Annotated in this window: 20 protein-coding genes; 10 read left to right on the top strand and 10 right to left on the bottom strand. The window is 66.1% G+C overall.

Annotation, left to right across the window (positions count from 1 at the left end):
* Positions 1 to 55 precede the first annotated feature (55 nt).
* The 7 genes from AB1K63_RS00610 (at position 56) to AB1K63_RS00580 (ending at position 6,670) form a co-directional block, all read left to right on the top strand.
* Positions 56 to 676: a hypothetical protein gene (locus AB1K63_RS00610; RefSeq protein ID WP_366957949.1), complete on the top strand. Its 621-nt coding sequence runs from the start codon at positions 56 to 58 to the stop codon at positions 674 to 676.
* Positions 677 to 752: 76 nt separating this feature from the next.
* Positions 753 to 1,112, top strand: a complete 360-nt coding sequence (locus tag AB1K63_RS00605) for a response regulator (protein ID WP_366957948.1) — start codon at positions 753 to 755, stop codon at positions 1,110 to 1,112.
* A gap of 102 nt (positions 1,113 to 1,214) precedes the next feature.
* Positions 1,215 to 3,167 (top strand): acetate--CoA ligase, encoded by a 1,953-nt coding sequence (gene acs, locus AB1K63_RS00600; protein ID WP_366957947.1) that lies wholly within the window; start codon positions 1,215 to 1,217, stop codon positions 3,165 to 3,167.
* A gap of 44 nt (positions 3,168 to 3,211) precedes the next feature.
* The gene (locus AB1K63_RS00595; protein ID WP_366957946.1) at positions 3,212 to 3,541 is read left to right on the top strand and encodes a tail fiber protein; all 330 of its coding nucleotides are present in this window, start codon (positions 3,212 to 3,214) and stop codon (positions 3,539 to 3,541) included.
* A gap of 64 nt (positions 3,542 to 3,605) precedes the next feature.
* Positions 3,606 to 4,820 carry an acyl-CoA dehydrogenase gene (locus tag AB1K63_RS00590; RefSeq protein WP_366957944.1) on the top strand — a complete coding sequence of 405 codons (1,215 nt, stop codon included), beginning with the start codon at positions 3,606 to 3,608 and terminating at the stop codon, positions 4,818 to 4,820.
* 198 nt (positions 4,821 to 5,018) lie between these two features.
* A complete protein-coding gene (gene maiA / locus AB1K63_RS00585; RefSeq protein ID WP_366960618.1) occupies positions 5,019 to 5,666 on the top strand; it encodes a maleylacetoacetate isomerase in 648 nt (215 codons plus the stop codon).
* Positions 5,663 to 6,670 (top strand): fumarylacetoacetate hydrolase family protein, encoded by a 1,008-nt coding sequence (locus tag AB1K63_RS00580; RefSeq protein WP_366957943.1) that lies wholly within the window; start codon positions 5,663 to 5,665, stop codon positions 6,668 to 6,670. The genes maiA and AB1K63_RS00580 overlap by 4 nt, the downstream gene beginning before the upstream one ends.
* On the opposite strand, the gene AB1K63_RS00575 is transcribed toward AB1K63_RS00580, so the two are convergent.
* From AB1K63_RS00575 to zwf, 6 genes are all read right to left on the bottom strand, one after another.
* The gene (locus AB1K63_RS00575; RefSeq protein WP_366957942.1) at positions 6,667 to 8,091 is read right to left on the bottom strand and encodes an aldehyde dehydrogenase family protein; all 1,425 of its coding nucleotides are present in this window, start codon (positions 8,089 to 8,091) and stop codon (positions 6,667 to 6,669) included. The two genes, AB1K63_RS00580 and AB1K63_RS00575, sit on opposite strands and share 4 nt — an antisense overlap.
* 81 nt (positions 8,092 to 8,172) lie before the next feature.
* Complete coding sequence (gene ppc, locus AB1K63_RS00570; protein ID WP_366957941.1) at positions 8,173 to 10,839, bottom strand: phosphoenolpyruvate carboxylase; 2,667 nt, start codon at positions 10,837 to 10,839, stop codon at positions 8,173 to 8,175.
* A 66-nt stretch (positions 10,840 to 10,905) separates the two neighbouring features.
* Positions 10,906 to 11,886 (bottom strand): glucokinase, encoded by a 981-nt coding sequence (gene glk / locus AB1K63_RS00565; protein ID WP_366957940.1) that lies wholly within the window; start codon positions 11,884 to 11,886, stop codon positions 10,906 to 10,908.
* Positions 11,883 to 13,703, bottom strand: a complete 1,821-nt coding sequence (gene edd, locus AB1K63_RS00560) for a phosphogluconate dehydratase (RefSeq protein WP_366960617.1) — start codon at positions 13,701 to 13,703, stop codon at positions 11,883 to 11,885. Before edd ends, glk begins: the two co-directional genes overlap by 4 nt.
* Positions 13,703 to 14,428 carry a 6-phosphogluconolactonase gene (gene pgl, locus AB1K63_RS00555; RefSeq protein ID WP_366957939.1) on the bottom strand — a complete coding sequence of 242 codons (726 nt, stop codon included), beginning with the start codon at positions 14,426 to 14,428 and terminating at the stop codon, positions 13,703 to 13,705. Before pgl ends, edd begins: the two co-directional genes overlap by 1 nt.
* Complete coding sequence (gene zwf, locus AB1K63_RS00550; protein WP_366957938.1) at positions 14,421 to 15,863, bottom strand: glucose-6-phosphate dehydrogenase; 1,443 nt, start codon at positions 15,861 to 15,863, stop codon at positions 14,421 to 14,423. The genes pgl and zwf overlap by 8 nt, the downstream gene beginning before the upstream one ends.
* 226 nt (positions 15,864 to 16,089) lie before the next feature.
* On the opposite strand from zwf, the gene otsB reads away from it, so the two are divergent.
* Genes otsB through AB1K63_RS00535 form a run of 3 tightly spaced genes read left to right on the top strand, consistent with a single transcriptional unit; the run spans position 16,090 to position 19,927 of the window.
* A complete protein-coding gene (gene otsB, locus AB1K63_RS00545) occupies positions 16,090 to 16,773 on the top strand; it encodes a trehalose-phosphatase (RefSeq protein WP_366957937.1) in 684 nt (227 codons plus the stop codon).
* Complete coding sequence (locus AB1K63_RS00540) at positions 16,758 to 18,551, top strand: glycoside hydrolase family 15 protein (protein WP_366957936.1); 1,794 nt, start codon at positions 16,758 to 16,760, stop codon at positions 18,549 to 18,551. Before otsB ends, AB1K63_RS00540 begins: the two co-directional genes overlap by 16 nt.
* Entirely contained in the window at positions 18,548 to 19,927 is a 1,380-nt protein-coding gene (locus AB1K63_RS00535) for a trehalose-6-phosphate synthase (RefSeq protein WP_366957935.1), read from the top strand. The genes AB1K63_RS00540 and AB1K63_RS00535 overlap by 4 nt, the downstream gene beginning before the upstream one ends.
* On the opposite strand, the gene AB1K63_RS00530 is transcribed toward AB1K63_RS00535, so the two are convergent.
* From AB1K63_RS00530 to AB1K63_RS00515, 4 genes are read right to left on the bottom strand one after another with little or no spacing between them, the layout of a single operon-like run.
* Positions 19,924 to 20,913: a DUF2891 domain-containing protein gene (locus tag AB1K63_RS00530; protein WP_366957934.1), complete on the bottom strand. Its 990-nt coding sequence runs from the start codon at positions 20,911 to 20,913 to the stop codon at positions 19,924 to 19,926. The genes AB1K63_RS00535 and AB1K63_RS00530 overlap by 4 nt on opposite strands.
* The gene (locus AB1K63_RS00525) at positions 20,904 to 21,866 is read right to left on the bottom strand and encodes a DUF979 domain-containing protein (RefSeq protein ID WP_366957933.1); all 963 of its coding nucleotides are present in this window, start codon (positions 21,864 to 21,866) and stop codon (positions 20,904 to 20,906) included. The genes AB1K63_RS00530 and AB1K63_RS00525 overlap by 10 nt, the downstream gene beginning before the upstream one ends.
* Positions 21,863 to 22,534: a DUF969 domain-containing protein gene (locus AB1K63_RS00520; RefSeq protein ID WP_366957932.1), complete on the bottom strand. Its 672-nt coding sequence runs from the start codon at positions 22,532 to 22,534 to the stop codon at positions 21,863 to 21,865. The genes AB1K63_RS00525 and AB1K63_RS00520 overlap by 4 nt, the downstream gene beginning before the upstream one ends.
* On the bottom strand, positions 22,531 to 26,094 hold the full coding sequence (locus tag AB1K63_RS00515) for a hydantoinase B/oxoprolinase family protein (protein WP_366960616.1): 3,564 nt from the start codon (positions 26,092 to 26,094) through the stop codon (positions 22,531 to 22,533). The genes AB1K63_RS00520 and AB1K63_RS00515 overlap by 4 nt, the downstream gene beginning before the upstream one ends.
* Positions 26,095 to 26,143 lie beyond the last annotated feature (49 nt).

Here is a 26,143-nt window from a genome sequence, read left to right as displayed (position 1 = left end):
TGCATCGGCTGGGTGCTATGGGGCCGCGCGGATACTATCGAGCCCGAGGAATGACATGATCGAACTCGTCGAAGCGAACTGGCCCTACATCCTCATCGCCGTGATCCTCGGGATCGCGGTCGCGTGGTTCGTCCTGGTCGCCAACCGCCGGACAAAGGTGGTGGTCGAACGCAGCGATGCGCTGGACGAAGGGGCGCAGAAGACGGCCCGCAACCAGGCCTTGATCGATTCCCCCTCCGCCGGGGAAACCCCGCGCCCGCCCGCCGGCGCTTTCGGACTTGCTGGAAGCGGCACCGCCGTGGCCGCCGCGGTCGAGGAACAGGCGGTCGAGCGGGTCAAGGCGAAGGACGAGGCGGAGCGTGCCGACCCGCCGGAAACCGAAGCGCAGCCCGAGCCGCAAGCGGGAGCCACCGCCCCGCAACCGCAGGCCGCCGCGGCGGCCGACGATCTCACCCGGATCAAGGGGCTCGGCCCCAAGCTTCAGGCGACGCTGGTCGAACTGGGCGTCACGCGCTTCGACCAGATCGCCGCCTGGGACGATGCCGAAATCGACCGGATCGACGCGCAGCTCGGCCGCTTCCAGGGCCGCATCCGGCGCGACGACTGGGTGACGCAGGCGCGCCTCCTCGCGGCGGACGACACGGCCGGTTACGAGGCGCAGTTCGGCAAGCTCTAGGGCGCGCCGAGGGAACCTTTACGGGTTTCGGGGCTTGTTAATCGTCGCGCCCCGAGCTTTCGAAGAGGACATCCCGATGGACCACCCGCGCATACTCGTCGCCGAGGACGAGGCCATTATCGCCATGGACCTGTGCATGACCGTCGAGGAAGCGGGTTGCCGCGTCGAAGGGCCGCATCGCGACGTGTCCTCCGCCATGCTCGCGCTGCAGATCGCGAAGCCCGATCTCGCCATTCTCGACGTGCAGCTGAGCGACGGGAAGGTGTATCCGCTCGCGCGCAAGCTGATGGAAGAAAACGTGCCGGTGATCTTCCATTCGGGCGAGGTTTCCAGCGACGAGATGCGCGCGATGTTCCCCGATGCGATCGCCTGCGAAAAGCCCTGCCCGCCCAACGAGATTCTCGCCCGCGTCGAGCAGGCGCTCGCCGCGCACTGACCGGACCTTCCGGCACCCGGGCCGATTGACCGGACCGAATTCGCTGCCCAAACGTCTTCCCGAGACAAGCCCCTTGGGGGCGACAAATCACGGGAGGGTCCGATGGCCGAAAACATCTATCCGGTATCCGACGAATGGGCCGAACGCGCGCTGATCGGTCCGGACAGTTACGCCGAGAAATACGAACGCTCCATCGAAGATCCCGACGGGTTCTGGCGCGAGGAAGCGCGGCGCATAAGCTGGATCGAACCCTTCGACACGGTGAAGGACGCCAGCTTCGATCCTGACGATTTCCACATTTGCTGGTTTACCGGTGGCAAACTCAACATCTGCGCCAACGCGATCGACCGCCACCTGATCGAGAACGGCGACCGGGTCGCGATCCTGTGGGAGCCGGACGATCCGAAGGACGCCGCGCGTCGCATCACCTACCGCGAACTGCACCGCGATGTCTGCCGCTTCGCCAATGCGTTGAAGGACCGCGGCGTGAAGAAGGGCGACCGCGTCACGATCTACCTGCCGATGGTTCCCGAAGCGGCGATCGCCATGCTCGCCTGCGCGCGGATCGGCGCGGTCCACTCGGTCGTATTCGCCGGCTTTTCCCCCGACGCGCTCGCGGGGCGGATTACCGATTGCGAGAGCCGCATCGTCATCACCGCGGACGAGGGTTTGCGCGGCGGCAAGACCATCCCGCTCAAGGCCAATGTCGATGCGGCCTGCGAAAAGGCCGATGTCGATACCGTCATCGTGCTGGCCCGGACCGGCGCGGACGTGCCGATGACGGGCGGGCGGGACGTCGGCTGGCAGGAAGCGGTCAGCCACCAGTCCGACCATTGCGAGCCGGAAGTCATGGACGCCGAAGACCCGTTGTTCATCCTCTATACCAGCGGTTCGACCGGCAAGCCCAAGGGCGTCCTGCACACGACCGGCGGCTACGCCGTCTGGACCAGCATGACGCACCAGTACGTGTTCGACTACCAGCCGGACGAGGACGGGACGATGCCGGTCTACTGGTGTGCGGCCGATGTCGGCTGGGTCACCGGGCACAGCTACGTCGTCTACGGGCCGATGCTGAACGGCGCGACGCAGGTCATGTTCGAAGGCGTGCCCAACTATCCCGATCACAGCCGCTTCTGGCGCATCGTCGACAAGTACGACGTGGCGATGTTCTACGCCGCGCCCACCGCCCTTCGCGCCCTGATGCGCGAGGGCGACAGCCATGTGACGAAGACCGACAGGTCATCCTTGCGTATCCTGGGCAGCGTGGGCGAACCGATCAATCCCGAAGGGTGGGACTGGTATCACCGCGTGGTGGGCGATCGCCGCTGTCCCATCGTCGATACCTGGTGGCAGACGGAAACGGGCGGCGCGATGATCACCCCCCTGCCCGGCGCCACTGATTTGAAACCCGGTAGCGCGTCGCTGCCCATGTTCGGCGTCCGGCCGGCCATCGTGGACAATGACGGCACGGTCCAGGACGGCGCGGCGGAAGGCCCGCTGGTGATCCTGGACAGCTGGCCCGGCCAGATGCGCACCGTCTACGGCGATCACGACCGCTTCATCCAGACCTACTTCACGACCTTCCCGGGCAAGTATTTCACCGGCGACGGCGCCCGGCGCGACGCGGACGGGTACTACTGGATTACCGGCCGGATCGACGACGTGATCAATGTCAGCGGCCACCGAATGGGCACCGCCGAGATCGAGAGCGCGCTCGTGGAGCATGACAGCGTGGCCGAAGCCGCCGTGGTCGGCATGCCGCACGAGGTGAAGGGACAGGGCATCTACGCCTATGTCACCATCAATGCGGGCGTCGAGGACACGGACGATCTGCGCGCCGAACTCATCGCGTGGGTGCGCAAGGAAATCGGACCCATCGCCACCCCGGACGTGCTCCAGTTTGCCCCGGCCCTGCCCAAGACGCGCAGCGGCAAGATCATGCGCCGCATCCTGCGCAAGATCGCGGAGAACGACACCGGCAGCCTCGGCGACACGAGCACGCTGGCCGATCCCGAAGTGGTGGAACACCTTATCGCAAATCGCCCTGAAGGCTGATAAGCGGGCCCTTCGTGGTTGGTTCGACGAGGGGGAATTCGGATATGGCTGGTCTGGCAAGGCTCTGCGCCGTGGCGATCGTCCTGGGAAGCATCGGCGCTACGCCGGCGCGCGCGGGAGATGGCGATTACCTGGGTGAAATCATGACCTTCGGCGGGACGTTCTGCCCGCGCGGGACTCTGGAGGCGGACGGACGCCTGCTGTCGATTTCGGAAAACACCGCGCTCTTCTCGATTTTCGGCACGATGTATGGCGGGGACGGGAGCCGGACCTTCGCCCTGCCCAACCTCAAGCGGGCGCACGAAAACGACGCGATCTTGGGCAAACTCAAATATTGCGTGGTCGTCACGGGCATTTACCCTTCGCGCAACTGAGCCGCCTTGCTCTTGCGCACCGCGCCTGCGAGAATGCAGGCACGACATTGCTCAGGAGCATACCATGCACGCCCCCTCTTCTTCCGCCCGCTCGTCCTCCGGGATGCAGGCCTTTACCTGGGACGATCCCTTCCGGCTGGACGACCAGCTGACCGAAGACGAACGGATGATCCGCGACACGGCCCATGCCTTTGCGCAAGGCGAGTTGCAGCCGCGCGTGCAGGAAGCCTTCAGCAAGGAACTGGACGCGCCCGAACTGTTCCCGCTGATGGGACAGGCCGGCCTTCTGGGCGCCACCATCCCGGACGAATATGGCGGCGCCGGTGCAGGCTATGTCGCCTACGGCCTGATCGCGCGCGAGATCGAGCGGGTGGACAGCGGCTATCGGTCGATGGCGAGCGTCCAGTCCAGTCTGGTCATGTATCCAATCCACGCCTTCGGCACCGACGAGCAGCGCAAAAAATACCTGCCCGGTCTCGCCAGCGGGGACCTGATCGGCTGCTTCGGCCTGACCGAGCCCGATGCCGGGTCCGATCCTGCGGGCATGAAGACGGTCGCGAAGAAGGACGGGGACGGTTACGTCCTCAACGGCTCCAAGACCTGGATCAGCAACTCGCCCTTCGCCGACGTGTTCGTGGTCTGGGCCAAGAGCGAGGCGCATGACGGACAGATCAAGGGCTTCGTCCTCGAAAAAGGAATGAAGGGCCTGTCCGCGCCCAAGATCGAAGGCAAGATCTCGCTGCGCGCGTCGACCACCGGCATGATCGTGATGGAAGACGTGAAGGTCGGCGCGGACGCGCTGCTGCCCGATGTCGCCGGGCTGAAGGGTCCGTTCTCCTGCCTCAACCGCGCCCGCTACGGCATCAGCTGGGGCAGCATGGGCGCGGCGGAATTCTGCTTCCACGCCGCGCGGCAATACGGGCTCGACCGGCAGCAGTTCGGCGTACCGCTCGCTTCCAAGCAGCTGTTCCAGAAGAAGCTGGCCGACATGATGACCGATATCGCGATGGGCCTCCAGGCTTCGCTGCGCGTCGGGCGGCTGATGGACGAAGGGGCCTTCGCGCCCGAAATGATCAGCATCGTGAAACGCAACAATGTCGGCAAGGCGCTCGACATCGCGCGGCACGCGCGCGACATGCACGGCGGCAACGGCATCAGCGGCGAATACCAGGTCATCCGGCACATGGTGAACCTGGAAACCGTCAACACCTATGAAGGCACGCATGACGTCCATGCCCTGATCCTGGGCCGCGCGATCACCGGCATCGCCGCCTTCTGACGCAGGCCTGTCCTACATCGTCCGGACCTGCCATGGTCCGGCCGATGCCCTCCGTTTTTGCCCCTCCCCAACCTGCCGTATAAGGGGTGATCGGGGCCGGACTTTTTTGCTCCTGGACCGTGGTCCATGCGGTCCATGTCTGCGCCCGGCGCGACTTTGCGGCGGAACGAACGAGAGGCTAGGTGCGTAGGGATGACGATGCGACTCCACGGATACTACCGCAGTTCGACCAGCTATCGCCTGCGCTGCGCGCTCGAACTGAAGGGCCTCGAATACGAGAACTGCCCCGTGAACCTGCTGGAGAGCGCGCAGAAGGACGAAGCCTTCACCAGCCGCAACCCCTTCGGCAGCGTGCCGATGCTGGAAACGGACAGCGGGGACCTCGCCCAGTCCATGGCGATCATCGAATGGCTGGACGAAGCGTACCCCGACCGGCCCCTGCTGCCGTCCGACACAGGCGACCGCTACGTCGCACGCGAACTGGCCTATGCCATTGCGACCGAGCTGCACGCGCCGCTGAACCTGCCGGTCCTCAAGTACCTCAAGAGCGAGTACGGCCAGTCGCAGGAGCAGATCGGCGAATGGTACCGCCACTGGCTCGCGCGCACGCTCGACCCGCTGGAAACGCGGCTGGAGCAGCGCGATACGGGGGACTTCCTGTTCGATGCGCCCGGCTTCTTCGAAACCGTGCTGCTGCCGCAGATGTACAATGCGCGGCGCTTCGACTTCGACTTCACCGATCACCCGCGCATGGTCCGGGTCGAGCAGGCGTGCCTCGCCCTCGAACCGTTCCGGCGCGCCCATCCCGACAACCAGCCGGACAACCCGGAGAAAGCGACCCGATGAAACTCGCCTCCCTCAAGTATGGCCGCGACGGCAAGCTCGTCGTCGTTTCCAAGGACCTCACCCGCTACTGCGCGGCGGACAACATCGCGCCCACGCTGCAGGCGGCGCTCGACGACTGGGAAAACTGCGCGCCGAAGCTGGAAGCGCTCTATCGCGACGTCGAGCACCAGGCGGTGCCGTGCGAGCGATTCCACGAGCGCGAGGCGGAAAGCCCGCTGCCCCGCGCATACCAGTGGGCCGACGGTTCGGCTTACATCAATCACGTGGAACTGGTGCGCAAGGCGCGCGATGCCGAGGTTCCGGAAAGCTTCTACCACGACCCGCTGATGTACCAGGGCGGCAGCGACGACTTCCTCGCCCCGCGCGAGGACATCCCGCTCGCCGACACGTCGTGGGGCTGCGACATGGAAGGCGAGATCGCCTGCATCACCGACGACGTGCCGATGGGCGTATCCAAGGACGATGCCGCCGGGCACATCAAGCTGCTGATGCTGGTCAACGACGTCTCGCTGCGCGGCCTCATCCCGGGCGAGCTTGCCAAGGGGTTCGGCTTCTTCCAGTCGAAGCCCGCCAGCGCGTTCTCACCTGTCGCGATCACCCCCGACGAGCTGGGCGATGCATGGAAGGACAGCGTGATCCAGCTGCCGCTCAAGCTCGATTACAACGGTGAGCCTTTCGGCCGCGCCGAAGTCGGACAGGACGCGACATTCAGCCTCGCCGACTTGGTCGCGCATGCCGCGAAGACGCGCAACCTGGGCGCAGGCTGCATCATCGGTTCGGGCACGATCAGCAACAAGGGCGCCGACGGCGGCCCGGGCAAGCCGGTGTCCGAAGGCGGCGCAGGCTACAGCTGCATCGCGGAGATACGGATGATCGAGACGATCTACGACGGAGAGGCGAAGACCCGCTTCATGCAGCCGGGCGACACCGTCCGGGTGTGGATGGACGACGCCGAAGGCCATTCGATCTTCGGCGCCATCGAGCAAAAGGTGGTCGAACCCTAGGCCGCAGCAGCGCCGTAGACGGACTTGGTCTCGAGGAACTCCTCGAGGCCGTGGCGTCCCCACTCGCGGCCGTTGCCGCTCATCTTGTAGCCACCGAAGGGCGCGTTCCCGTCGAGCTGCGCCCCGTTCAGGTGGACCATGCCGGTCCTGAGCCGCGACGCTACCGCGTAAGCCCGTTCCGGATCGCCCGACCACACGGCGCCGGACAGGCCGTAGGGATTGGCGTTCGCCTCCTCGATCGCCTCGTCCAGGTCGTCATAGGCGAAGATCGCGATCACCGGCCCGAAGATCTCCTCGCGCGCGATGGTCATGTCGGGAGTCACGTCCCCGAATACGGTCGGCCTGACGTAATAGCCCTTGTCCAGCCCCTCTGGCCGGTCGGTGCCGCCTGTCACCAGCGTCGCGCCTTCCTTCTTGCCCGTCTCGATATAGCCGAGCACGCGCCGGTACTGGTTGGCATTGGCCAGCGGCCCGATCCCGCGCGGCGTGCCCGGCGCCATCGCATCCGCTGCGCCTTTGGCCAGCTCGACCGTTTCGGCATAACGCTCGCGCGGTACGAACAGGCGGGTCTGCGCGTTGCAGGACTGGCCGCTGTTGACCATTACACCCATGACGCTTGCCGGGATCGCTTTCGCGAAGTCCGCATCGTCGAGCACGATATTGGCGGACTTCCCGCCCAGCTCCAGCGCCACGCGTTTGACCGTGTCCGCCGCCGCCTTGGAAATCGCGACACCGGCGCGCGTCGATCCGGTGAAGGACACCATGTCCACGTCCGGATGCGAGGTCAGCGGCGCGCCCACGCCCTCCCCGTCCCCGTGGACCAGGTTGAACACGCCGGGCGGCACGCCTGCTTCGTCGAGGATCTCGGCCAGCACCACCGCGTCGAGCGGCGCGAACTCGCTCGGCTTCAGCACCATGGTACACCCTGCCGCCAACGCCGGGGCGACCTTGCAAGCAATCTGGTTGAACGGCCAGTTCCACGGCGTGATCATGGCCACCACGCCAATCGGCTCCTTGCGCACCTTGGTAGTGCCGAGCACTTCCTCGAATTCGAACTCGTCCAGCACCTTGAGCATGGTGGCGAAGTGCATCATGCCGGTGGGCGCCTGCGCCGCGCTCGCCAGTCCAGCCGGCGCGCCCATTTCGGCGGAAATGGCATCGGCGAAATCGCCCTGCCGCGCCTTGATGCCTTCCACGATGCGGCCCAGCATCGCCTTCCGCTCGTCCAGCGGCGTGGATGCAAAAGCGGGAAAGGCGGCCCGCGCCGCTGCTACCGCCTTCGCCACGTCATCGGCATCGCTCAGCGCGACCTGGCCGACGACTTCCTCGGTCGCGGGATTGACCACGTCCTGCCGCCCGCTGCCAGAGGGTTCGACCCATCGTCCATCGATGTAGTTCCGTGTCGCGTCGGGCAGTGCCATGGTCATCTCCGGGTCCGGTTGCATTATGCAATCTGACTATAACCGGGATGCCGCGCCGGACAATCGCTATCGCGCGTCCTTCTATCCGCTGTTGCGAAGCGCGGTGGCAATCGCGTTGATCGACAGCTTGATGCCTTCGGCGATCCGCTCGTCCTGCTCGCCCGCCCGGTGGCGCTTCAGCAGTTCCACCTGCAGCAGATTAAGCGGCTCGATATAGGGCAGGCGGAGCCTGATCGATTCATCGAGCGTGGGCGAATTCTCCAGTAGGAACGACTGCCCCGTCGCATCCAGCAGCGCGTCATGCGTCAGCTGCCAGCCATCGCGAATACGGCCGAAGACCGCGTCGCCGAGCGTACGGTCTTCCACGAGGCCCGCGTATTCGGCGGCGATCGCCATGTCCGATTTCGCGAGCACCATTTCCATGTTGCCCAGCGCATTGCGCAGGAACGGCCAGTTCTGCGCCATTTCGCGCAGCAGGGCCTTGTCCTCGAAATCCGACAGCGCCTGTCCGACGCCGTACCAACCGGGCAGCATGACCCGCGCCTGCGACCAGGAAAACACCCAAGGGATGGCGCGCAGGTCCTCGATGGCGTTGGACGCCTTCCGGCTAGCCGGCCGCGAACCGATCTTCAGGGTCGCGATTTCCGCAATCGGCGTCATCTGCCGGAAAACGTCCACGAAGTTCGGCGTGCCGTAGACCAGGTCCCGAAATGCCTGGAATGCATGAGCGGAAATCCCGTCCATCGCTTCGGCGTATTTCTCGTACTCCGCCGGAGGCACCCGTTCGGGTTCCATTGTCGCCAGCACGGTGGCCGTCGCCATCGCGTCCAGGTTCGTGCGGGCCGTTTCGACCGTTCCGAACTTCGCGGCGATGACTTCGCCCTGCTCCGTGATGCGAATGCGCCCATTGACCGTTCCGGACGGCTGGCTGCGGATCGCCTCGAAAGCTGATCCGCCACCGCGGCCGACAGAACCGCCGCGTCCGTGGAACAGCTGCATGGTGACGCCGGCGTCCTCGAACACAGGTGCCAGCGCCTCACTCGCGCGGGCAAGCATCCAGCTCGATGTCAGGTAGCCGCCGTCCTTGTTGGAATCGGAATATCCGATCATGACTTCCTGGTGCCCGCGCGCGCCGGCGAGCGCGGTGATTTCCGGCAGGGCGAAGTAATCGCGCATCACGCCGGGCGCATTCTCGAGGTCGCCGATGGTCTCGAACAGGGGAACCGCCATGATCGGGCATTCCGGGCGGTCCCCGGCGCGATAGAGGCCCGCTTCGCGCAGGATCAGGTGCACTTCCAGCAGGTCGGACACGGTTTCCGCCATCGAGACGATGTACTGCGTCACGCACTCGGGCCCGAACCGGTCGTGCGCTTCCGCCACCGCGTCGATGATCGCGAGTTCATTGGCGGTCTCGTCCGAATAGGCACCCCATGCCAGCCTGAGCGGCCGCGGGCTGGACAGTTCCCGGCGAAGCACCTCGATCCGGCGCTCTTCGTCCAGACCGATATAATCGTCCTCGACACCGGCCTTTTCCAGCAATTCGCCCACCACCCGCTCGTGCACGGCGCTGTTCTGTCGCAGGTCGAGTGCGGCCAGGTGGAAACCGAAGGTCCTTACCGCGCGGATCAGGCGGCCAAGCGCCCCGCTGGAGGCGAGCGTCTCGCCGCCAAGCGCGGCAAGCGATCGTGCCACGATCCGCAGGTCTGCGCTCAGGTCCTTCGGGCTCTCGTACGGGTCCGCTTCGAAGTTGGACGCACGCGGCGGGACCTTGCCGGTATAGGCCCGGAAGGTCGCGTCGAGCCTTGCATATATCCCGATCAGGGCGCGGCGATACGGCTCGTCCTGCCGGTGCGGGGAATCGTCCTGCGATGCATCCGCGAGAGCCAGCAGGTCCTCGTCCACATTCACCAGTTCCGTGGAGACGGACAGTTCCGCGCCCAGTTCGTGTACGACGTCCATATAATGCCCGAGAACGACTTCGACTGCGCGGCTCTGGGCATAGCGCAGCGAGCCTGCATCGACATTGGGATTGCCGTCCCGGTCGCCGCCGATCCAGCTACCCAGCTTCAGGAAGCTGGCCGGCCTCGACCCCAACGCCTTTTCCCAGTCCGAATACAGGCCGGGAAGAACCGGAAGGAAAACCTCTTCCATGAAGGAGAGCGCGTTTTCGACCTCATCGGTCACGTAAAGGCGTTCGCGGCGAAGGGTACGCGTCTGCCAGAGAAGGGCGATCTGCCGAACGATGGCATCCTCGACATCGTCCCCCTCGGCCGTGCGCGTCTGGCCGGCGGCGCGCAGTTCCATCAGTTCCGCAATGCGGGCGCGGTGGTCGATCACGCTCTTGCGCCGCACCTCGGTCGGATGCGCGGTCAGCACCGGAACGATCAGGGCGTCTTCCAGCATCGCGGCGACATCCTCGCGCGCGATGCCGTGAGCCTCGAGCCGCGAAACCGCATCGGCGAAGCCCATGTCGTCGCCCGCCGCCAGGCCGTTCCGGTCCTCCGCCAAATTGGCAAGGGTCGAGAAGAGCCCGAACCCGCGCACGAAAGACAGCGTCTCGTCGAGACTGAGATCCTCCAGCTCCATGTCGACCAGCTCGCCGCCGCGGTGGCGGTTCACGCTGGCGGAGCGGATGTGCTCCGTGCGCTCGAACAACCTTTCGCCGCCATGTTCGCGAATGACGTTGCCGAGCAGCTTGCCGAGATAGCGGATATCCGGATTTTGCTGGATTGCGGGGCGCGTGGCCATGGGGGTCTCCTGGTTCTGGCCGCGTCGGCCGTTGGCGTGGGGATCAGGACGGGCGTGCGCCCGCCGTCATTCGGGGTGTTCCTTGAGGAAGGCCGCCGCCGCGCCGTAGAGGCCCGGCTGCGGATGGACGATCAGCTTGACGGGGATCTTGGACATGAGCCCGGCGAAGCGCCCCTTGGCGCTGAACCGTTCGGCAAAGCCGGAGCGCGGCATGATCTCCCGCAACCTGTAGCCCAGACCGCCGGCGATCACGACGCCGCCGAAGCCGCCCTGCGCGAGCGCGATGTCGCCTGCCACGCTTCCGAGGGACAGGCAGAACCGGTCCACAGCGGCCGCGGCCAGGCTGTCTTCCCCGGCCATTCCCGCCTTCCAGATATCGACATCGGACCGGTCGGGCACCGTGCGGCCCTCCAGCTTGGCAAGCGTCTGGTAGATATCCTCAATCCCCGGCCCGGAAACCACGCGCTCGATCGAAACCCGCGTGTGCCGGCGGCGCAGGCGCGCCAGCAGCGCATCCTCGATCTGGTCTAGCGGCGCGAAATCGATATGGCCGCCCTCCGTCGCCTGCACGCGATACTCTCCGCCCGAACGGTAGAGATGGGCAACGCCGAGGCCGGTCCCCGGACCAACGACGCTGATCGTGCCGTCCTGCGTCAACGGGATGTCGGGGCCTGCCAGGTGCAGCAACTGCTCGGGCTCGGCCTTCGCGACCGCATGGGCCACGGCGGAGAAGTCGTTGACGATAGTGTAGTGATCGACGCCCAGTTTCTCGCGCACCAAGGCCGGACGGATGATCCAAGGGTTGTTGGTGAACCGGATCACGTCGCCGCCCACCGGCCCCGCGATGGCCAGGCTGACCGCGTTCGGCAGCGAGCCGCCCTTGCGGGCCCGGAAGTCCTCCCACGCCGTCTGGAAACTGACATGGTCCTGCGTGTGTAGTGTTTCCGGCTCGTCGAGCGTGATCGTGCCGTCCTCGGCGACAGAGGCGATAGCGAACCGGGCGTGTGTTCCGCCGATATCGACCGCGACGAGGCTCTCGTGTGTCACAGCCCGGCCTCGGCGAGCATCGCGCTGCCGCCCTTCTCCGCAGGATCCGCATGGTGGCGCAGCATGGCGAAAAGCTCGCGGCCCGTGCCCCACTGCGCGGGCGGAACGGGGGCCTGCTCACGCGCTTCCCATTCATCTTCGTCGACCAGCGCGCGCAGTTCTCCCGCTTTCGCATCGACCCGCACGACATCCCCGTCGCGCAGGCGGCAGAGTGCCCCACCGTGATAGGCTTCGGGGGAAACGTGGATGGCGGCGGGCACCTTGCCGCTGGCACCCGACATGCGCCCGTCGGTCACCAGCGCGACCTTGTACCCGCGGTCCTGCGCGACGCCGAGGAGGGGGGTCAGCTTGTGCAGTTCTGGCATGCCGTTCGCGGCGGGACCCTGGAACCGCACGACCACCACGACGTCCCGATCGAGCTCGCCTGCCTTGAATGCGGTCGCAACGTCGTTCTGGGTTTCGAACACCCTGCACGGCGCTTCCACCGTCCGGTGCTCCGGCGCGACGGCGCTCACCTTCATCGTCGCGCGACCCAGATTGCCGCCCAGCAGCGCCAGCCCGCCATCGGGCTGGAAGGGATCGGCCACCGGCTTCAGCAAGGTGTCGTCGCGGGTCTCGCTTGCCGCAGGCTTCCAAACCAGCCGGTCCCCGTCCATCACCGGCTCCTGTGCCCCTTCCTCGAGCGAGGCACCATAGACCGTCGGGATGTCCGCATGCGCCAGACCGGCGTCCAGAAGCTCACGGATCACGAAGGGCATGCCGCCTGCCGCATGGAAGAAATTGATGTCGCCGGACCCGTTTGGGTAGACGCTGGCGACGAGCGGCACGACGCGGCTCAGTTCGTCCATGTCGTCCCAGTCGATTGCGATCCCTGCGGCCCGCGCGATGGCCGGGATATGCAGCACGTGGTTGGTCGATCCCCCGGTGGCGAGGAGCCCGACGACCGCGTTGACGATCGCCTTCTCGTCGATGCATCGGCCCAGCGGACGATAGTCCTCGCCGCGCCAGCCGATCTCGGTGACCCGGTGGACGGCCGATCGCGTGAGTTCCTGCCGCAGCTTGTTGCCCGGATTGACGAAGCTCGACCCCGGCATGTGGAGACCCATCATCTCCATCATCATCTGGTTGGAATTGGCCGTGCCGTAGAAGGTGCAGGTGCCCGCCCCGTGGTAGCTCGCGCTTTCCGCTTCGAGCAGTTCCTCCTCGCCGACCTTGCCTTCGGCATAGAGCTGCCGGATGCGGATCTTCTCCTTGTTGGCGAGACCCGAGGGCATGGGCCCTGCCGGGACGAGGATCGTGGGCAGGTACCCGAAGCGCAGTGAACCGATCAGCAGGCCGGGGACAATCTTGTCGCAGATGCCGAGCAACAAAGCGCCTTCGAACATCCCGTGGCTGAGGCCAACCGCCGCGCCCATGGCGATCACGTCCCGGCTGAAGAGGGACAGCTCCATGGAATCCTGCCCCTGCGTCACGCCGTCGCACATGGCCGGAACTCCGCCTGCGACCTGGGCCGTGGCGCCCTTCTCCCGCGCGAAGATCTTTATCTGTTCTGGGTACCGGCCGTAGGGCTGATGCGCGCTCAGCATGTCGTTGTAGGCCGTGACGATGCCGATATTCATCGCCTCGCCGCCCCGGATCGCCGGCTTGTCCTCCCCACTCGCCGCGAAGCCGTGGGCAAGGTTCCCGCAGGACAGCGTCGGTCGATTGACGCCCTCGTCGCGTTGGCGGTCGATGAGGTCGAGGTAGCGCTGCCTGCCTTCGCGCGAGCGCTCAACAATCCGGTCAGTGACTTTGGCGACGGTGCTGTCGAGTGCCATCATGGGCTCCAGTAGAAATCTGCGTCCGTGTCATTCATCACCCTGCCGACCGGGAACTCGCTCCGGTCGCCGTCCGCCAGCGCTTTCAGGAGGACTTCGCGCTTCGCGGGGCCGCGCAGGGAGATCATGCGGTGCCCGGCCGAACGGATCGCGGCGGGGCTGAGTGTGATGCGCGCGACCGGCGCTTCCGGCGGCAGGGGATCGGGTCGCACCACCAACGTGGTCTCGGTTGTGGCAAGGGCTTCGGCGTAATCGGGGCCGGGAAAGATCGAGGCGGTATGGCCGTCCCCGCCCACGCCGAGCCAGACCAGGTCGAGCGGCCGGTCGAAGCGGGCCAGTGCCTCGTTCGCCTGCCGGGCCGCCTGGACCTGCTCGGTCTCGCCATCGAATAGCGGCAGCAGGTTCGCGCCGGTTTTGGCGAAGAAACCCCGCAATTGCGCGAAGTTGGAGAGCGGGTCGTCCCAGCCGACGAGGCGGTCGTCACCGGGCAGGATCGTCACCCTTTCCCAGTCCACGGGCTCCTCGGCGAGTATCTCGAATGCCTCCACCGGGGTCGATCCCCCGGGAAAAGCGAGGAGGGCATCGCCATGCGATTGAAGCGCTCGATCGATGGCGTCCGCTACGCTTTTCGCGCATGCGACGGCCATCGCGCGGCCATCGGCGAATTCGTGCCAGCCGTCGGGCATCATCCGGCCCCGATCCGCACCGCTCGTTCCCTCACTCATGCCAGCTTCTCCCGTCGCGTTCGGCCAGGGCGATGGCGGCACTCGGACCCCAGCTTCCGGAGCCATAAGGCTTGGGCTCGACGTCCTGTTCCGCCCAGACGTTCCGGATCGCGTCGATCCAGCGCCACTGCGCTTCCACCTCGTCGCGCCGGACGAAGAGGGTGGGATCGCCGTCGATGAGGTCCAGCAGCAGGCGCTCGTAGGCGATCCGGCGGCGCGCGCGGGCGAAGGCTTGGGTCAGCGACAGGTCGAGCGGTACTTCGCGCAAGGTGACGCCCTCGCGGTCCATACCCGGCTGCTTGGCCATGACCATCAGGCGGACATATTCTTCCGGCTGCAGGCGGATGACCAGCCGATTGGCGACCAGCTTCCCGCCGCGCCGGGCGAAGATATTGTGCGGCACGTCCTTGAACTGGACCACGATCTCGCTGCGGCGCTCCTGCATCCGCTTGCCGGTCCTGAGGTAGAACGGCACGCCCTGCCAGCGCCAGTTGTCGACATGGGCCTTGATCGCGACGAAGGTCTCGGTGCGCGATTCCTCGCCCAGATCGTCCGGATATCCCTCGACGGCGGCACCGTCGATCGCGCCGCTGCGATACTGCCCTCGGACCATCTCGTCGGCGGCGACGGGGCGCAGCGATCGCAGGACCTTCACCTTTTCGTCGCGCACGCTAGTCGCGTCGAAATCGGCCGGGGCCTCCATCGCGGTCAGCGCCAGGAGCTGCAGCATGTGGTTCTGCACCATGTCGCGCAGCGCGCCGGTCTCGTCGTAGAAATCGTGACGCCCTTCCAGCCCCACGGTCTCGCTCACCGTGATCTGGACGTGCTCGATGCCGTTGGCATTCCACAGCGGTTCGAACATCATGTTGGCGAAGCGCAGCGCCATCAGGTTCTGGACTGTTTCCTTGCCCAGGTAATGGTCGATGCGGAAAATGCGGTCCTCGTCAAAGGCGGCAGCGACCGCGTCGTTGATAACGCGCGAGCTTTCGAGGTCGTTGCCAAGCGGCTTTTCCAGCCCGATCCGCACGTTCGGCCCTGCAAGGCCCGCCGAGGCAAGGCCCTTGATCGTTGGTTCGAACAGGAAGGGCGCGGTGGACAGGAAGATCGCAATGCCGCCGGATATATCGCCGAGCTTCTTGGCCAGGTCGTCGAACCCCTCGACGGTGGAGGCGTCCAGCGGCTGGTATTCGAGCCGCTCCAGGAACGAGGCGATGGTCGCGCTGTCCTGCCGGTCGTCGGGCAGGTATTCGGTCAGCGCTTCGGCGGCGAATTCCCGGAAGCCCTGGTCCGATAGCTCGCTCCGTGCGGTGCCGACGATCCTGAGGTCGTCCGGGACCAGGTTCTCCTCGTGCAGGGCGAAGAGCGAAGGCAGCAGCATCCGGCGCGAAAGATCCCCGGTCGCGCCGAAAAGCAGCAGAATGGAAGAAGCCGTCATCGAAAAGCGCAGTCCCTCGTTCGTTCCCGATTGCATCAATCGGCCATAAGTCGCGAAATTGCCACACGCATAGCTATGCAGCTGTGTTGCGCGGGGCAAAGCCCCTTGTCCTGTCGTTCCCGGAACCGCAGGGTCGTCCGCGCTTACCGATAGTCACGTTGCCAGCCCCGAAAAGGTGATCGATTTGCCAACTGCCAAGCCGCCACCCCTCGCCGGAATGGGTCCGGTGTCCCTGTTTCTAGATTTCGACGGCACTTTGGTTCCCCTGGCCGACACTCCCGACGGGATCAAAGTCCCCGAAACGCTGGGCGAAAGGCTCGTGGCGCTGGCAGGCCGGCAGGACGGACGGCTGGCGCTGGTGACCGGCCGCTATCTGGACGACATCACGGGCCATCTGAGCACCGACGGGATCGCGATGTCGGGGTCCCACGGCGCGGAATTCCACAATCTCCCGGGCGTGGAAGCGGCGCCCGTCGATCCGGGCCGGAGCGACGCGGCGCTGCGGGCGGTGGAACGCTTCGCGCAGGAATGCGAAGGATTGCTGATCGAACGCAAGGCGCACGGGTTCGGCCTGCATTACCGGGCCAATCCCGATGCCCGCCACCGGGTGGAGGCGCTTGCGGACGAGCTCGCCGCCCTGCACGACCTGCGGATCAAGCGAGGAAAGATGGTGATCGAACTCACGCACAGCACGGCGGACAAGGGCGCGGCGGTCCGCGCGATCATGGACGCGAAGCCGTTCTCCGACGGAATGCCGGTATTCGTAGGCGACGATGTGGGCGACGAGGACGGGTTCCGGGCTGCCGGCGATCTCGGCGGGTTCGGCGTCCTCGTGGGCGAGCCGCGGGAAACCGCCGCCCGGTACCGGTTCGACGATGTTTCGGAGGTGCATGCATGGCTCGGTCTGTGAGTTCGCTCGATCTGTGGCCGATCGGCAATTGCCAGGTTTCGGCGATGGTCGATGCCGATGCCGGTTTCGTCTGGGCCTGCGTCCCGCGGGTGGACGGGGACCCGGTGTTCTGCTCCCTCCTCAACGGTGACCGACAGGACGAAGGCGTCTGGCGGTTCGAACTGGTCGACCAGGTGTCCTCCAGCCAGGAATACTGCCGCAACACCGCCACGCTGAAAACCCGGCTGGAAGCGAAGGACGGCAGCGCGATCGAGGTGATCGATGCCTGCCCGCGTTTCAGCCGCTCGGGCCGGATGTACCGCCCGGTCGCCTTCATCCGCATCGTGCGCCCGGTGGCCGGCACACCGCGCATCCGCATCAACCTGTCCCCGATGACGGGATACGGCAGCAAGGTCGCGGAGACGACGCACGGCACCAACCACATCCGCTACCTGATCGGACCGCAGGCGATCCGCCTCTCCACCGATGCGCCGATCGGCTACATCCTCGAAAAACGCACCTTCCGCGTCGAACGGGACCTGCATTTCTTCCTCGGGCCGGACGAGCCGTTCAACGGCAATGTCGGCAACGAGGTCGAAGGGATGCTGGAAGCGACCGACGATTACTGGCGCGACTGGGCGCGCGGCCTGGCGACGCCGATGGAATGGCAGGACGCCGTCATCCGCGCCGCCATCACGCTCAAGATCTGCCAGCACGAGGAAACGGGCGCCATCGTCGCCGCATTGACCACGTCCGTGCCCGAAGCGCCGGGGAGCGAGCGCAACTGGGACTACCGGTTCTGCTGGATCCGCGATTCCTATTACACGGTGCAGGCCCTGAACGGCCTCGGCGCGCTGGACGTGCTGGAAAAGTACCTCGCCTACCTGCGCAACATCGTCGACAATTGCGACGGCGGGCGCATCCAGCCGCTCTATTCCGTGATGGGCGAAACCGAACTGACCGAGACCATGGCCGACAGCCTGGCGGGCTATCGCGGGATGGGACCGGTGCGGGTCGGCAATGCCGCCTATTTCCAGGAACAGCACGACGCCTACGGCCAGATCGTTTTGCCGACGGCACAGGCGTTCTACGACCATCGCCTGTTCCGCATGGCGGACGATTCCGACTTCGAAAGCCTGGAACGCGTGGGCGAGATGGCGTGGAACTTCCACGACAAGCCCGATGCGGGCCTGTGGGAATTCCGCACCCGGCAGGAAGTCCATACCTATTCCACGCTGATGAGCTGGGCCGCCTGCGACCGGCTGGCCAATGTCGCGCGCTATCGCGGCATGACGGACAAGGAACAGCTCTGGTCGGGCCGGGCGCAAAAGATCCGCACCATGATCGAAACGCAGGCGTGGAACGAGGACGGCGAATACTACGCCTCGGCCATGGGCGGATCGCACCTGGATGCGAGCGTGCTGCAGATGATCGACCTCAAATTCCTGAAGCCGGAGGACGACCGGTTCCAGTCCACCTTCGCCGCGATCGAGAAGAACCTGCGACGTGGCGAGCACATGCTGCGCTACGACAGCGAGGACGATTTCGGCCTGCCCGAAACCGCCTTCAACATCTGCACGTTCTGGCTGATCGAAGCCTTACATTTGGCAGGTCGGCCGGAAGAGGCGCGCGATCTGTTCGAAAAGATGCTATCGCACCGGACGCGCTCGGGTCTCCTGTCGGAGGACCTGGATTTCGAGACCGGCGAATTGTGGGGCAATTTTCCGCAGACCTACTCGCTGGTCGGAATCATCAATTGCGCCGCCCTGTTGTCCAAGTCGTGGAGTTCCATTCGTTGAGCCGCCTGATCGTCGTATCCAACCGTGTTTCCGTTCCCAAGGCCCGGGGGGCCGCAGGCGCACAGGGTGGATTGGCGGTCGCTCTCGGCTCTGCACTGCGCGAACGAAAGGGCATGTGGTTCGGATGGTCGGGTGAGGAAGTCGACGAGTTCACCGGCCATCTGAACCTGCAGAACATCGACGGGGTGACGACCGCGACGATCGACCTGGAAGCGCAGGACGTCGAGGAATACTACAACGGTTACGCGAACCGCTCGCTCTGGCCGCTGTTCCATTACCGCGTCGACCTCGCCGAATATCGGAGCGATTTCGGCAAGGGGTACGAACGGGTCAACGAACGCTTCGCGCAGACGCTGGGTCCGCTGCTGGAAGAAGACGACCTGATCTGGGTGCACGATTACCACCTGCTGCCGCTGGGCGAGCGGTTGCGGGCAGGCGGGGCCGAAAACAAGATCGGCTTCTTCCTCCACATACCCTGGCCGCCGCGCAATCTGTTGGTGGCGCTGCCCTTCCACGAGCGGCTTGTCCTCACCATGCTGCAATACGACCTGATCGGGTTCCAGGACGAGGAATCGGTCGACAGCTTCCTCGCCTATTGCCGCAAGGAACTGGGTGCCGACGTGGACGAGGACACCGGGCGGGTCGATTATCGCGGGCGCAGCGTGTCGGTCCGGTCCTTCCCGATCGGGCTCGATTACGAGGAATTCCTGGAAGGCGGCAAGTCGGGCGCATCGCGCCAGGCGGAACAGCGCATGCTGTCCAGTTCGCGGCATCGCAAGCTGATCATCGGGGTCGACCGGCTCGACTATTCGAAGGGTCTGCCGGAGAAATTCGACGCGGTCGGGCGGTATTTCGACGAAAACCCGCACCGGGTGAAGGAAACGCTGTTCGTGCAGGTCGCCCCGCCCTCGCGGCAGGACGTGACCACCTACCAGCAGATCCGCGAGACCCTCGAGCAGAAGGCGGGGCAGATCAACGGCGCTCGCTCCGAGGTGGACCTGGTCCCGATCCGCTACGTCAATCGCGGCTATCCCCGGCAGGAGCTGTTCGGGTTCTATCGCGCGGCCCATGTCGGGCTGGTGACGCCCTTGCGCGACGGGATGAACCTGGTCGCCAAGGAATATATCGCGGCGCAGGATGAGGAGGACCCGGGCGTGCTGGTCCTCTCCCGCTTCGCCGGCGCGGCCGAGCAGATGGACGATGCGCTGCTGGTCAATCCCTATTCCATGGAAGAAGTCAGCCGGGCGATCGGGCAGGCGATCGAGATGCCGCTCGACGAGCGCAGGGACCGGTGGGAAAAGCTGAACGAGGTCGTTGCGACCGAGACGGTCGAGAAGTGGCGGCAGAACTTCGTGGACGCCCTGGCGGGGGGCTAGTCCCGCGAAGCCAGCAGCGCAAGCAGGGCGAAGCTCGCCAGCCAGTGTTCGCCCATGTAGTCGCCGGTCACATGGTCCATCGCCGCTGAGCCGTGCCGGCGGGCGACGTCCCGGATCATGTCGGCTTCCGGATGGGGGCCCAGCACCTTCGCGATTTCCGTGAGACACCAGGCGCGGCTGAGATTCAGCCCGTCGAGATGGGCGATCTTGCCGTCGCTGCGGTCCGAAACGGTCGCCGGCACGAGATCGCGCACCCAACCGTTCTCCAGCACCAGCCCTTCGAACCACGGCACGAACTGCGTCTGCGGCATGACCCGGGCCATCAGCAGCGCGGCGATCAACACGGGCGACAGGAATTCGTCGCCCCCCGGCTCCCACCCGCGATAGTCCGTGCGCGACCCGAACGCGGCGAGCGCCCACTCGTCGATAGTCGCGAACAGGCGCGAATCGCGCTCCTGCGCCCATTCGCGCGCCAGCACGAGCGCGAAGGCCGTGTTGAAGTGCGTGCCCACGGTAATCGCGTAGGTCAGGACGCGCAGGTAATTCCCGAACCGGTCCGCGAAGGCGCGGGCGAGCGGTTCTATCCGGCGGCCCCAGTCCCGGTCCGTGTGCCGTGACGCTTCGTGATGCAGATACAGCAGCCAGCCCCATCCGTAGGGCCGTTCGAACCCGCGCGATTCCGGCCGCTCGAGGTAGGCTAGTTCGACAGCGAGCTTCTCCGGGGTGAATGTCGCGTCGCCCAGCGCGGCGATTTCGCCTGCCTCCGGCATGTCGGGGAACAGCCGCCGCAAGGTCAGCAGGGTCCACCATCCGTGGACGCAGCTGTGCCAGTCGAAGCTGCCGAAAAACACCGGGTGATCGACGCGCGGCGGGCGGGCATCGGCATCGCCCGTGAACACATGGTCGTCCTTGTAGGGGTACGGTCGGGTCACATGGCCGAGAGCGGTCCGCGCGAAGCGGCTGGCGATATCCTGCGTCAGGTCCACAGCAGGTATCCTCCGATATAGATGATCGCGACATTGCAGACCCAGAGCGGGATCGCGGTCCATACCTGCTGCCGGATCACGCCGTTCTGGTCCTTCAGTTCGAGCAGCGCGGCGGGCACGATGTTGAAGTTGGCGGCCATAGGCGTCAGCAGCGTTCCGCAGAAACCCGCCAGCATGCCGACCGCGCCGATCACCGCGGGATTGCCGCCATAGTCCTCGACCAGAAGCGGAATGCCGATCGCGGCCGCCATCACCGGGAAGGCGGCAAAGGCGTTGCCCATGATCATCGTGAAGATCGCCATGCCGAGACAGAAGACTATCACGGTCAACAGGACGCTGCCGTCCGGAATGACCGAACCTGCGAGACTGCCAATGATGTCCCCCACCCCGGCCAGCGCGAACACTGCGCCCAGCGCCGCCAGCATCTGCGGCAGGATCGCGGCCCAGCCGATGGAATCGAGCAGCCTGCGCCCCTCCTCCGCAGGTGCGAGTGCGGGCGGCTTCAGCCAGACCATCGCCGCTGCCAGCGCGAAGAGGACGCCCACGGCAAACAGGATGAGCGTCTCGCGCCGCTCCTCGATCAGCCCCGTCTCCGACAGGGGCGTGTAATTGTAGAGCAGCGTCCCGGCGACCGCCGTGATCGGGACGACGAGAGCGGGCAGGAACAGCCGGTTACCCAGCAGGGCGGAGAAGTTCAGCCGCTCCTCCGGCGAGGTCGTCGGCGGGTCGCTCCGCCCCAGCCCGCCGACACCCGCAATGCCGACCAGCGCGAGGACAAGGACGCCGTTGGCGAAGTCCCCGATATGGCTGCCGAACAGGAAGCTCCCCGCCAGCAGGCCCCAGAACGCGGCATTGCCCCACCGCTTGCCGTTCGTCCGGTCCATCGCGCTCAACAGCGACCAGGCGAGGAAGAAGAAGCCTGTCAGGACATAGAGCCATTCGTACGTGATCATCGCGCCCGCCTCCCCAGCCGGCGGTCGAATGCGAGGATCCGGCCGCCATGGATGAAGAAGGCACAGATCGCGGTCGGGATCGCCCACACGGACAATTGCAGCGGCGTCAGCGGATAGCCTGCGCTTTCGAACACGCCCTGGATCAGCAGGATGGATGCGATCGCGAAGAAGATGTCCTCCCCGAAGAACAGGCCGACATTGTCGGTCGCCGCCGACATGGCCTTCACCTTGTCGTTCTCCTCGTCGGACAGCTGGCCGTGACTCTTGTGCGCGGCGGCCTCCGCCATCGGGGCGATCAGCGGCCGCACCGCCTGCGGATGGCCACCGATGTCCTTCATCCCGATCGCCGCGGTGATCTGGCGAAAGCCGAGATAGACGACCAGAAGCTTGCCCATGGTGGCCCCGCGCAGACCTTCGATCACTGCCCGGGCACGCTGCTGCAGGCCGTATCTTTCCAGCAGTCCGATGACCGGCAGGATGATCCAGGTCACGCTGATATAGCGGTTGTCGTTGAACGCGGCGCCGAGCGCCTCGACCACCGCCACGAAATCCAGCCCGGCCAGCAGACCCGTCGCGACTGCCGCGCCCACCACCACCAGCAGTGGATTGAAGCGCAGCGCGAACCCGGCAACGACGATCGTGATGCCGACCAGCGGCCAGTAGTTCATGCGTCGGCCCTTCCGTATCCGCCCCCACCGGGCGTCAGTATCACGAAGCTGTCGCCGGGCTGCATCTCGGCCGATCCCGTCGCGCCCAGTTCCATGCGGGTTCCGTCCGCCCGCTCGACCCAGTTGCGACCCGGTTCGGCATCCCCGCCGCCTGCAATCCCGCGCGGCGGTATCGACCGCCGGTTGGCGAGGATGTTCGCCCGCATCGGCTCCAGGAACGTGACCCGGCGCTCCACCCCGTCGCCGCCGCGATGCGCGCCCGCGCCGCCCGATCCCCGCCGGATCGCGAATGTGTCCAGTCGCACCGGCAGGCGCGTCTCCAGTATCTCCGGATCGGTCAGGCGGCTGTTGGTCATGTGGGTCTGCACCGCGCTCGTCCCGTCGTGGTCCGGGCCCGCGCCCGAACCGCCGCAGATCGTCTCGTAATACTGGTGGCTGTCATTGCCGAAGGTGAAGTTATTCATGGTCCCCTGGCTCGGCGCCAGGCGGTTCGTCGCGGCGAACAGCGTATCGGTCACGACCTGGCTCGTTTCCACGTTCCCGGCCACGACCGCGGCGCCGGGACGGGGATTGAGCATTGAGCCTTCCGGCACGATCAGTTCGACCGGGCGAAGGCATCCGTCGTTCATCGGGATCGCATCGTCGATGAGGGTTCGCAGGACATACAACGCCGCGGCCCGCGTTATCGAGCGGGGGGCGTTGAAATTGCCGGCCTGCTGTTCGCTCGTCCCGGAAAAATCGAACACCGCGGATCGCGTCCCGTCGTCGATCCGGACGGCGACCTTCACCTCCCCCCCATTGTCCATCGCGTAGGAGAACTCGCCGTCGTCCAGCCGCCCGAGCAGGGCGCGCACGCTTTCTTCCGCATTGGCGAGGACATGGTCCATATAGGCCGCGACGACATCCCCTCCTTGATCGCGTGCCGCCGCCTGCAGCAGCTCCACGCCGCGCGTGCAGGCGGCCAGCTGCGCGCGCAGGTCGGACAGGTTGCGGTCGGGATTACGGGCGGGATGCCTTGCGTCCGCCAGCGCCGCCCTGACTGCACCGTCGCGGAATTCGCCTTCATCCACCATCAGGAGGTTGTCGATCATAACGCCCTCCTCCTCGATGGTCCGGCTTTCGGGCGGCATGGAGCCGGGCGCGATGCCGCCGATATCGGCGTGGTGGCCGCGCGCCGCGACGAAGGCATCGGGCTCGTCCGCCTCTTCGTCGTAGAACACCGGCACGATCACGGTGATGTCCGGCAGGTGGGTCCCGCCCCGGAACGGGTCGTTCAGGACGTAGGCATCGCCGCGCCGGAACCCGCGCCCGTCGCGGCCTTGCCCGCGCACTTCGATCACCCGCGCGATACTGTCGCCCATCGACCCCAGATGGACCGGAATGTGCGGGGCGTTCGCGATCAGCGATCCGGCCCGATCGAACAGGGCGCAGGAGAAATCGAGCCGCTCCTTGATATTGACCGACGTCGCCGTGGACTGGAGCACGACTCCCATTTCCTCGGCGATCGCCATGAACAGGTTGTTGAAGATCTCCAGCCGTACGGGGTCGATATCGGTCCCCGCCGCGCGGTCGCGCACCAGCTGCGTCTCGCGAGCCAGCACCAGGCTGCCCTCGTCCGCAAGCCGCGCACGCCATCCCGGTTCCACGACGGTGGTGGAGCCGGGATCGATGACCAGCGCCGGGCCTTCGACGCCGTCTCCGTCCGCCAGCGCGGCCCGTCCGTAGGTCGGCCAGTCGCCGCTGGCTTCTCCCCCGGTTGCGTCCGGCTCGACCGCGGCGCGGGCCAGACCGCCCGAGTGGCCGCTCGCTTCCACGCTCAGCGCTTCGACGATGATCGCGGCTTCCGCATCGGAGTAGCCGAAGCGCCGGCGATGGAGCAGGCGGAACGCCTCGTCCATTTCCGCATGGTCTTCGCACGCAATGCTCAGCACGCTGTCGCTGCCGGAAAAACGCAGGCGGGCGCTCGCCTCGGTGCATACCGCATCGGGCGCGATCCCCTGTTCGACGAGCGCAGCCCGCGCGGTTTCCTCCAGCGCCGCCAGATCGCTTTCGAAATCGTCCTCCAGCGGGCGCACGATGCTTACTTCGTGGATCGCCTTTACCGGTGCCAGACCGATTCCGTAGGCGGAGAGCATCCCGGCAAGCGGATGGACCAGCACCGTCTCGATCCCCAGCTCGTCCGCGACCATGCAGGCGTGCTGGCCGCCCGCACCCCCGAAACAGGCCAGGGCGTAGCGGGTCACATCATGCCCGCGCGCCACGCTGATCTTGCGGATGGCGTTCGCCATTCCGTCGACGGCAATGGCGAGAAAGCCTCTTGCGATATCTTCCAGATCCTGCGGCTCGGGCAGCTGCGCCGCCACCTCTTCCAGCCGAGCGCGGGCGGCGGCGGGATCGAGCGGCTGATCGCCGTCCGGGCCGAAGACATGCGGGAAAAAGGCCGGATCGATCCGTCCGAGGACGAGATTGCAGTCGGTCACCGTCAGCGGACCGCCATTGCGATAGCAGGCCGGCCCGGGATGCGCCCCGGCGCTTTCCGGTCCGACGCGGAAGCGCGCGCCGTCGAAACTGCAGATGGACCCCCCGCCCGCCGCAACGGTGTGGATCTGCATCATGGGCGCGGCCACGCGCACGCCAGCAACCACGCTGTCGCCCGTCAGTTCGTATTCGCCGGCGTAATGCGCGACATCCGTGCTGGTCCCGCCCATGTCGAACCCGATCAGCCTGCTATGGCCCAGTTCGGCCCCGGTGGCGACCATCCCCACGACGCCTCCGGCCGGCCCGGACAGGATCGCATCCTTGCCGCGGAAAGCGCCGACTTCCGCCAGCCCACCATTGGACTGCATGAAGCGCAGATTGCCGGTGGCGGGCAGGCTGCGTCGCAACCCCTCGACATAGCGATCGAGCACCGGCGAGAGATAGGCGTCCACCGCGGTGGTATCGCCGCGCGGCACCAGCCGGATCAACGGCGCGACCTCGTGGCTTACGCTGACCTGCGCGAAGCCAGCTTCCTTCGCCAGGCGCGCGAGGGTTTCTTCGTGCTGACGGTATTTCCAGCCATGCATCAGGACTATGGCGATGGAATCGTAGCCGTCCTCGCGCAGCGCCGCGAACGTCTGCCGCGCCGCAGCGGTATCGAGATCCCGCAGCACGTTTCCGTCCGCCCCGATCCTCTCGTCGATCTCGACCACCCGCTCAGGCAATTGTTCGGGCAGGACGATATGGCGGGCGAATATGTCCGGGCGCGCCTGAGTGCCTATGCGCAGGGCATCGGCAAAGCCTTTCGTGATGGCGAGCGCGAGGCGCTCCCCCTTGCGCTCCAGAAGGGCGTTCGTGGCGACGGTGGTCCCGATACGCATTTCGGCAATGGGGCCCTCGCCATGCCGGTCCATGAGGCGGCGGACGGACTCGGTCGCCGCGTCGTCGTAGTGCGCCGGGTTCTCGGACAGCAGCTTGTCCGTCACCAGTTGTCCGGCAGGGGTCGTCGCCACCACGTCGGTGAAGGTTCCTCCCCGGTCGATCGCGAACCGCCATCCTGCCTTAGTGTCCGCCAAGAATATTCCTTCCCTCAGTCGCCTACGTTTGCCGTAGGCGGGCGGTGTCGCACAG

Source organism: Qipengyuania sp. JC766, assembly GCF_040717445.1.
Lineage (GTDB): Bacteria > Pseudomonadota > Alphaproteobacteria > Sphingomonadales > Sphingomonadaceae > JC766.
Note: the sequence above shows the minus strand (reverse complement) of the source record. Positions and strands in the feature narration are given on the sequence as shown.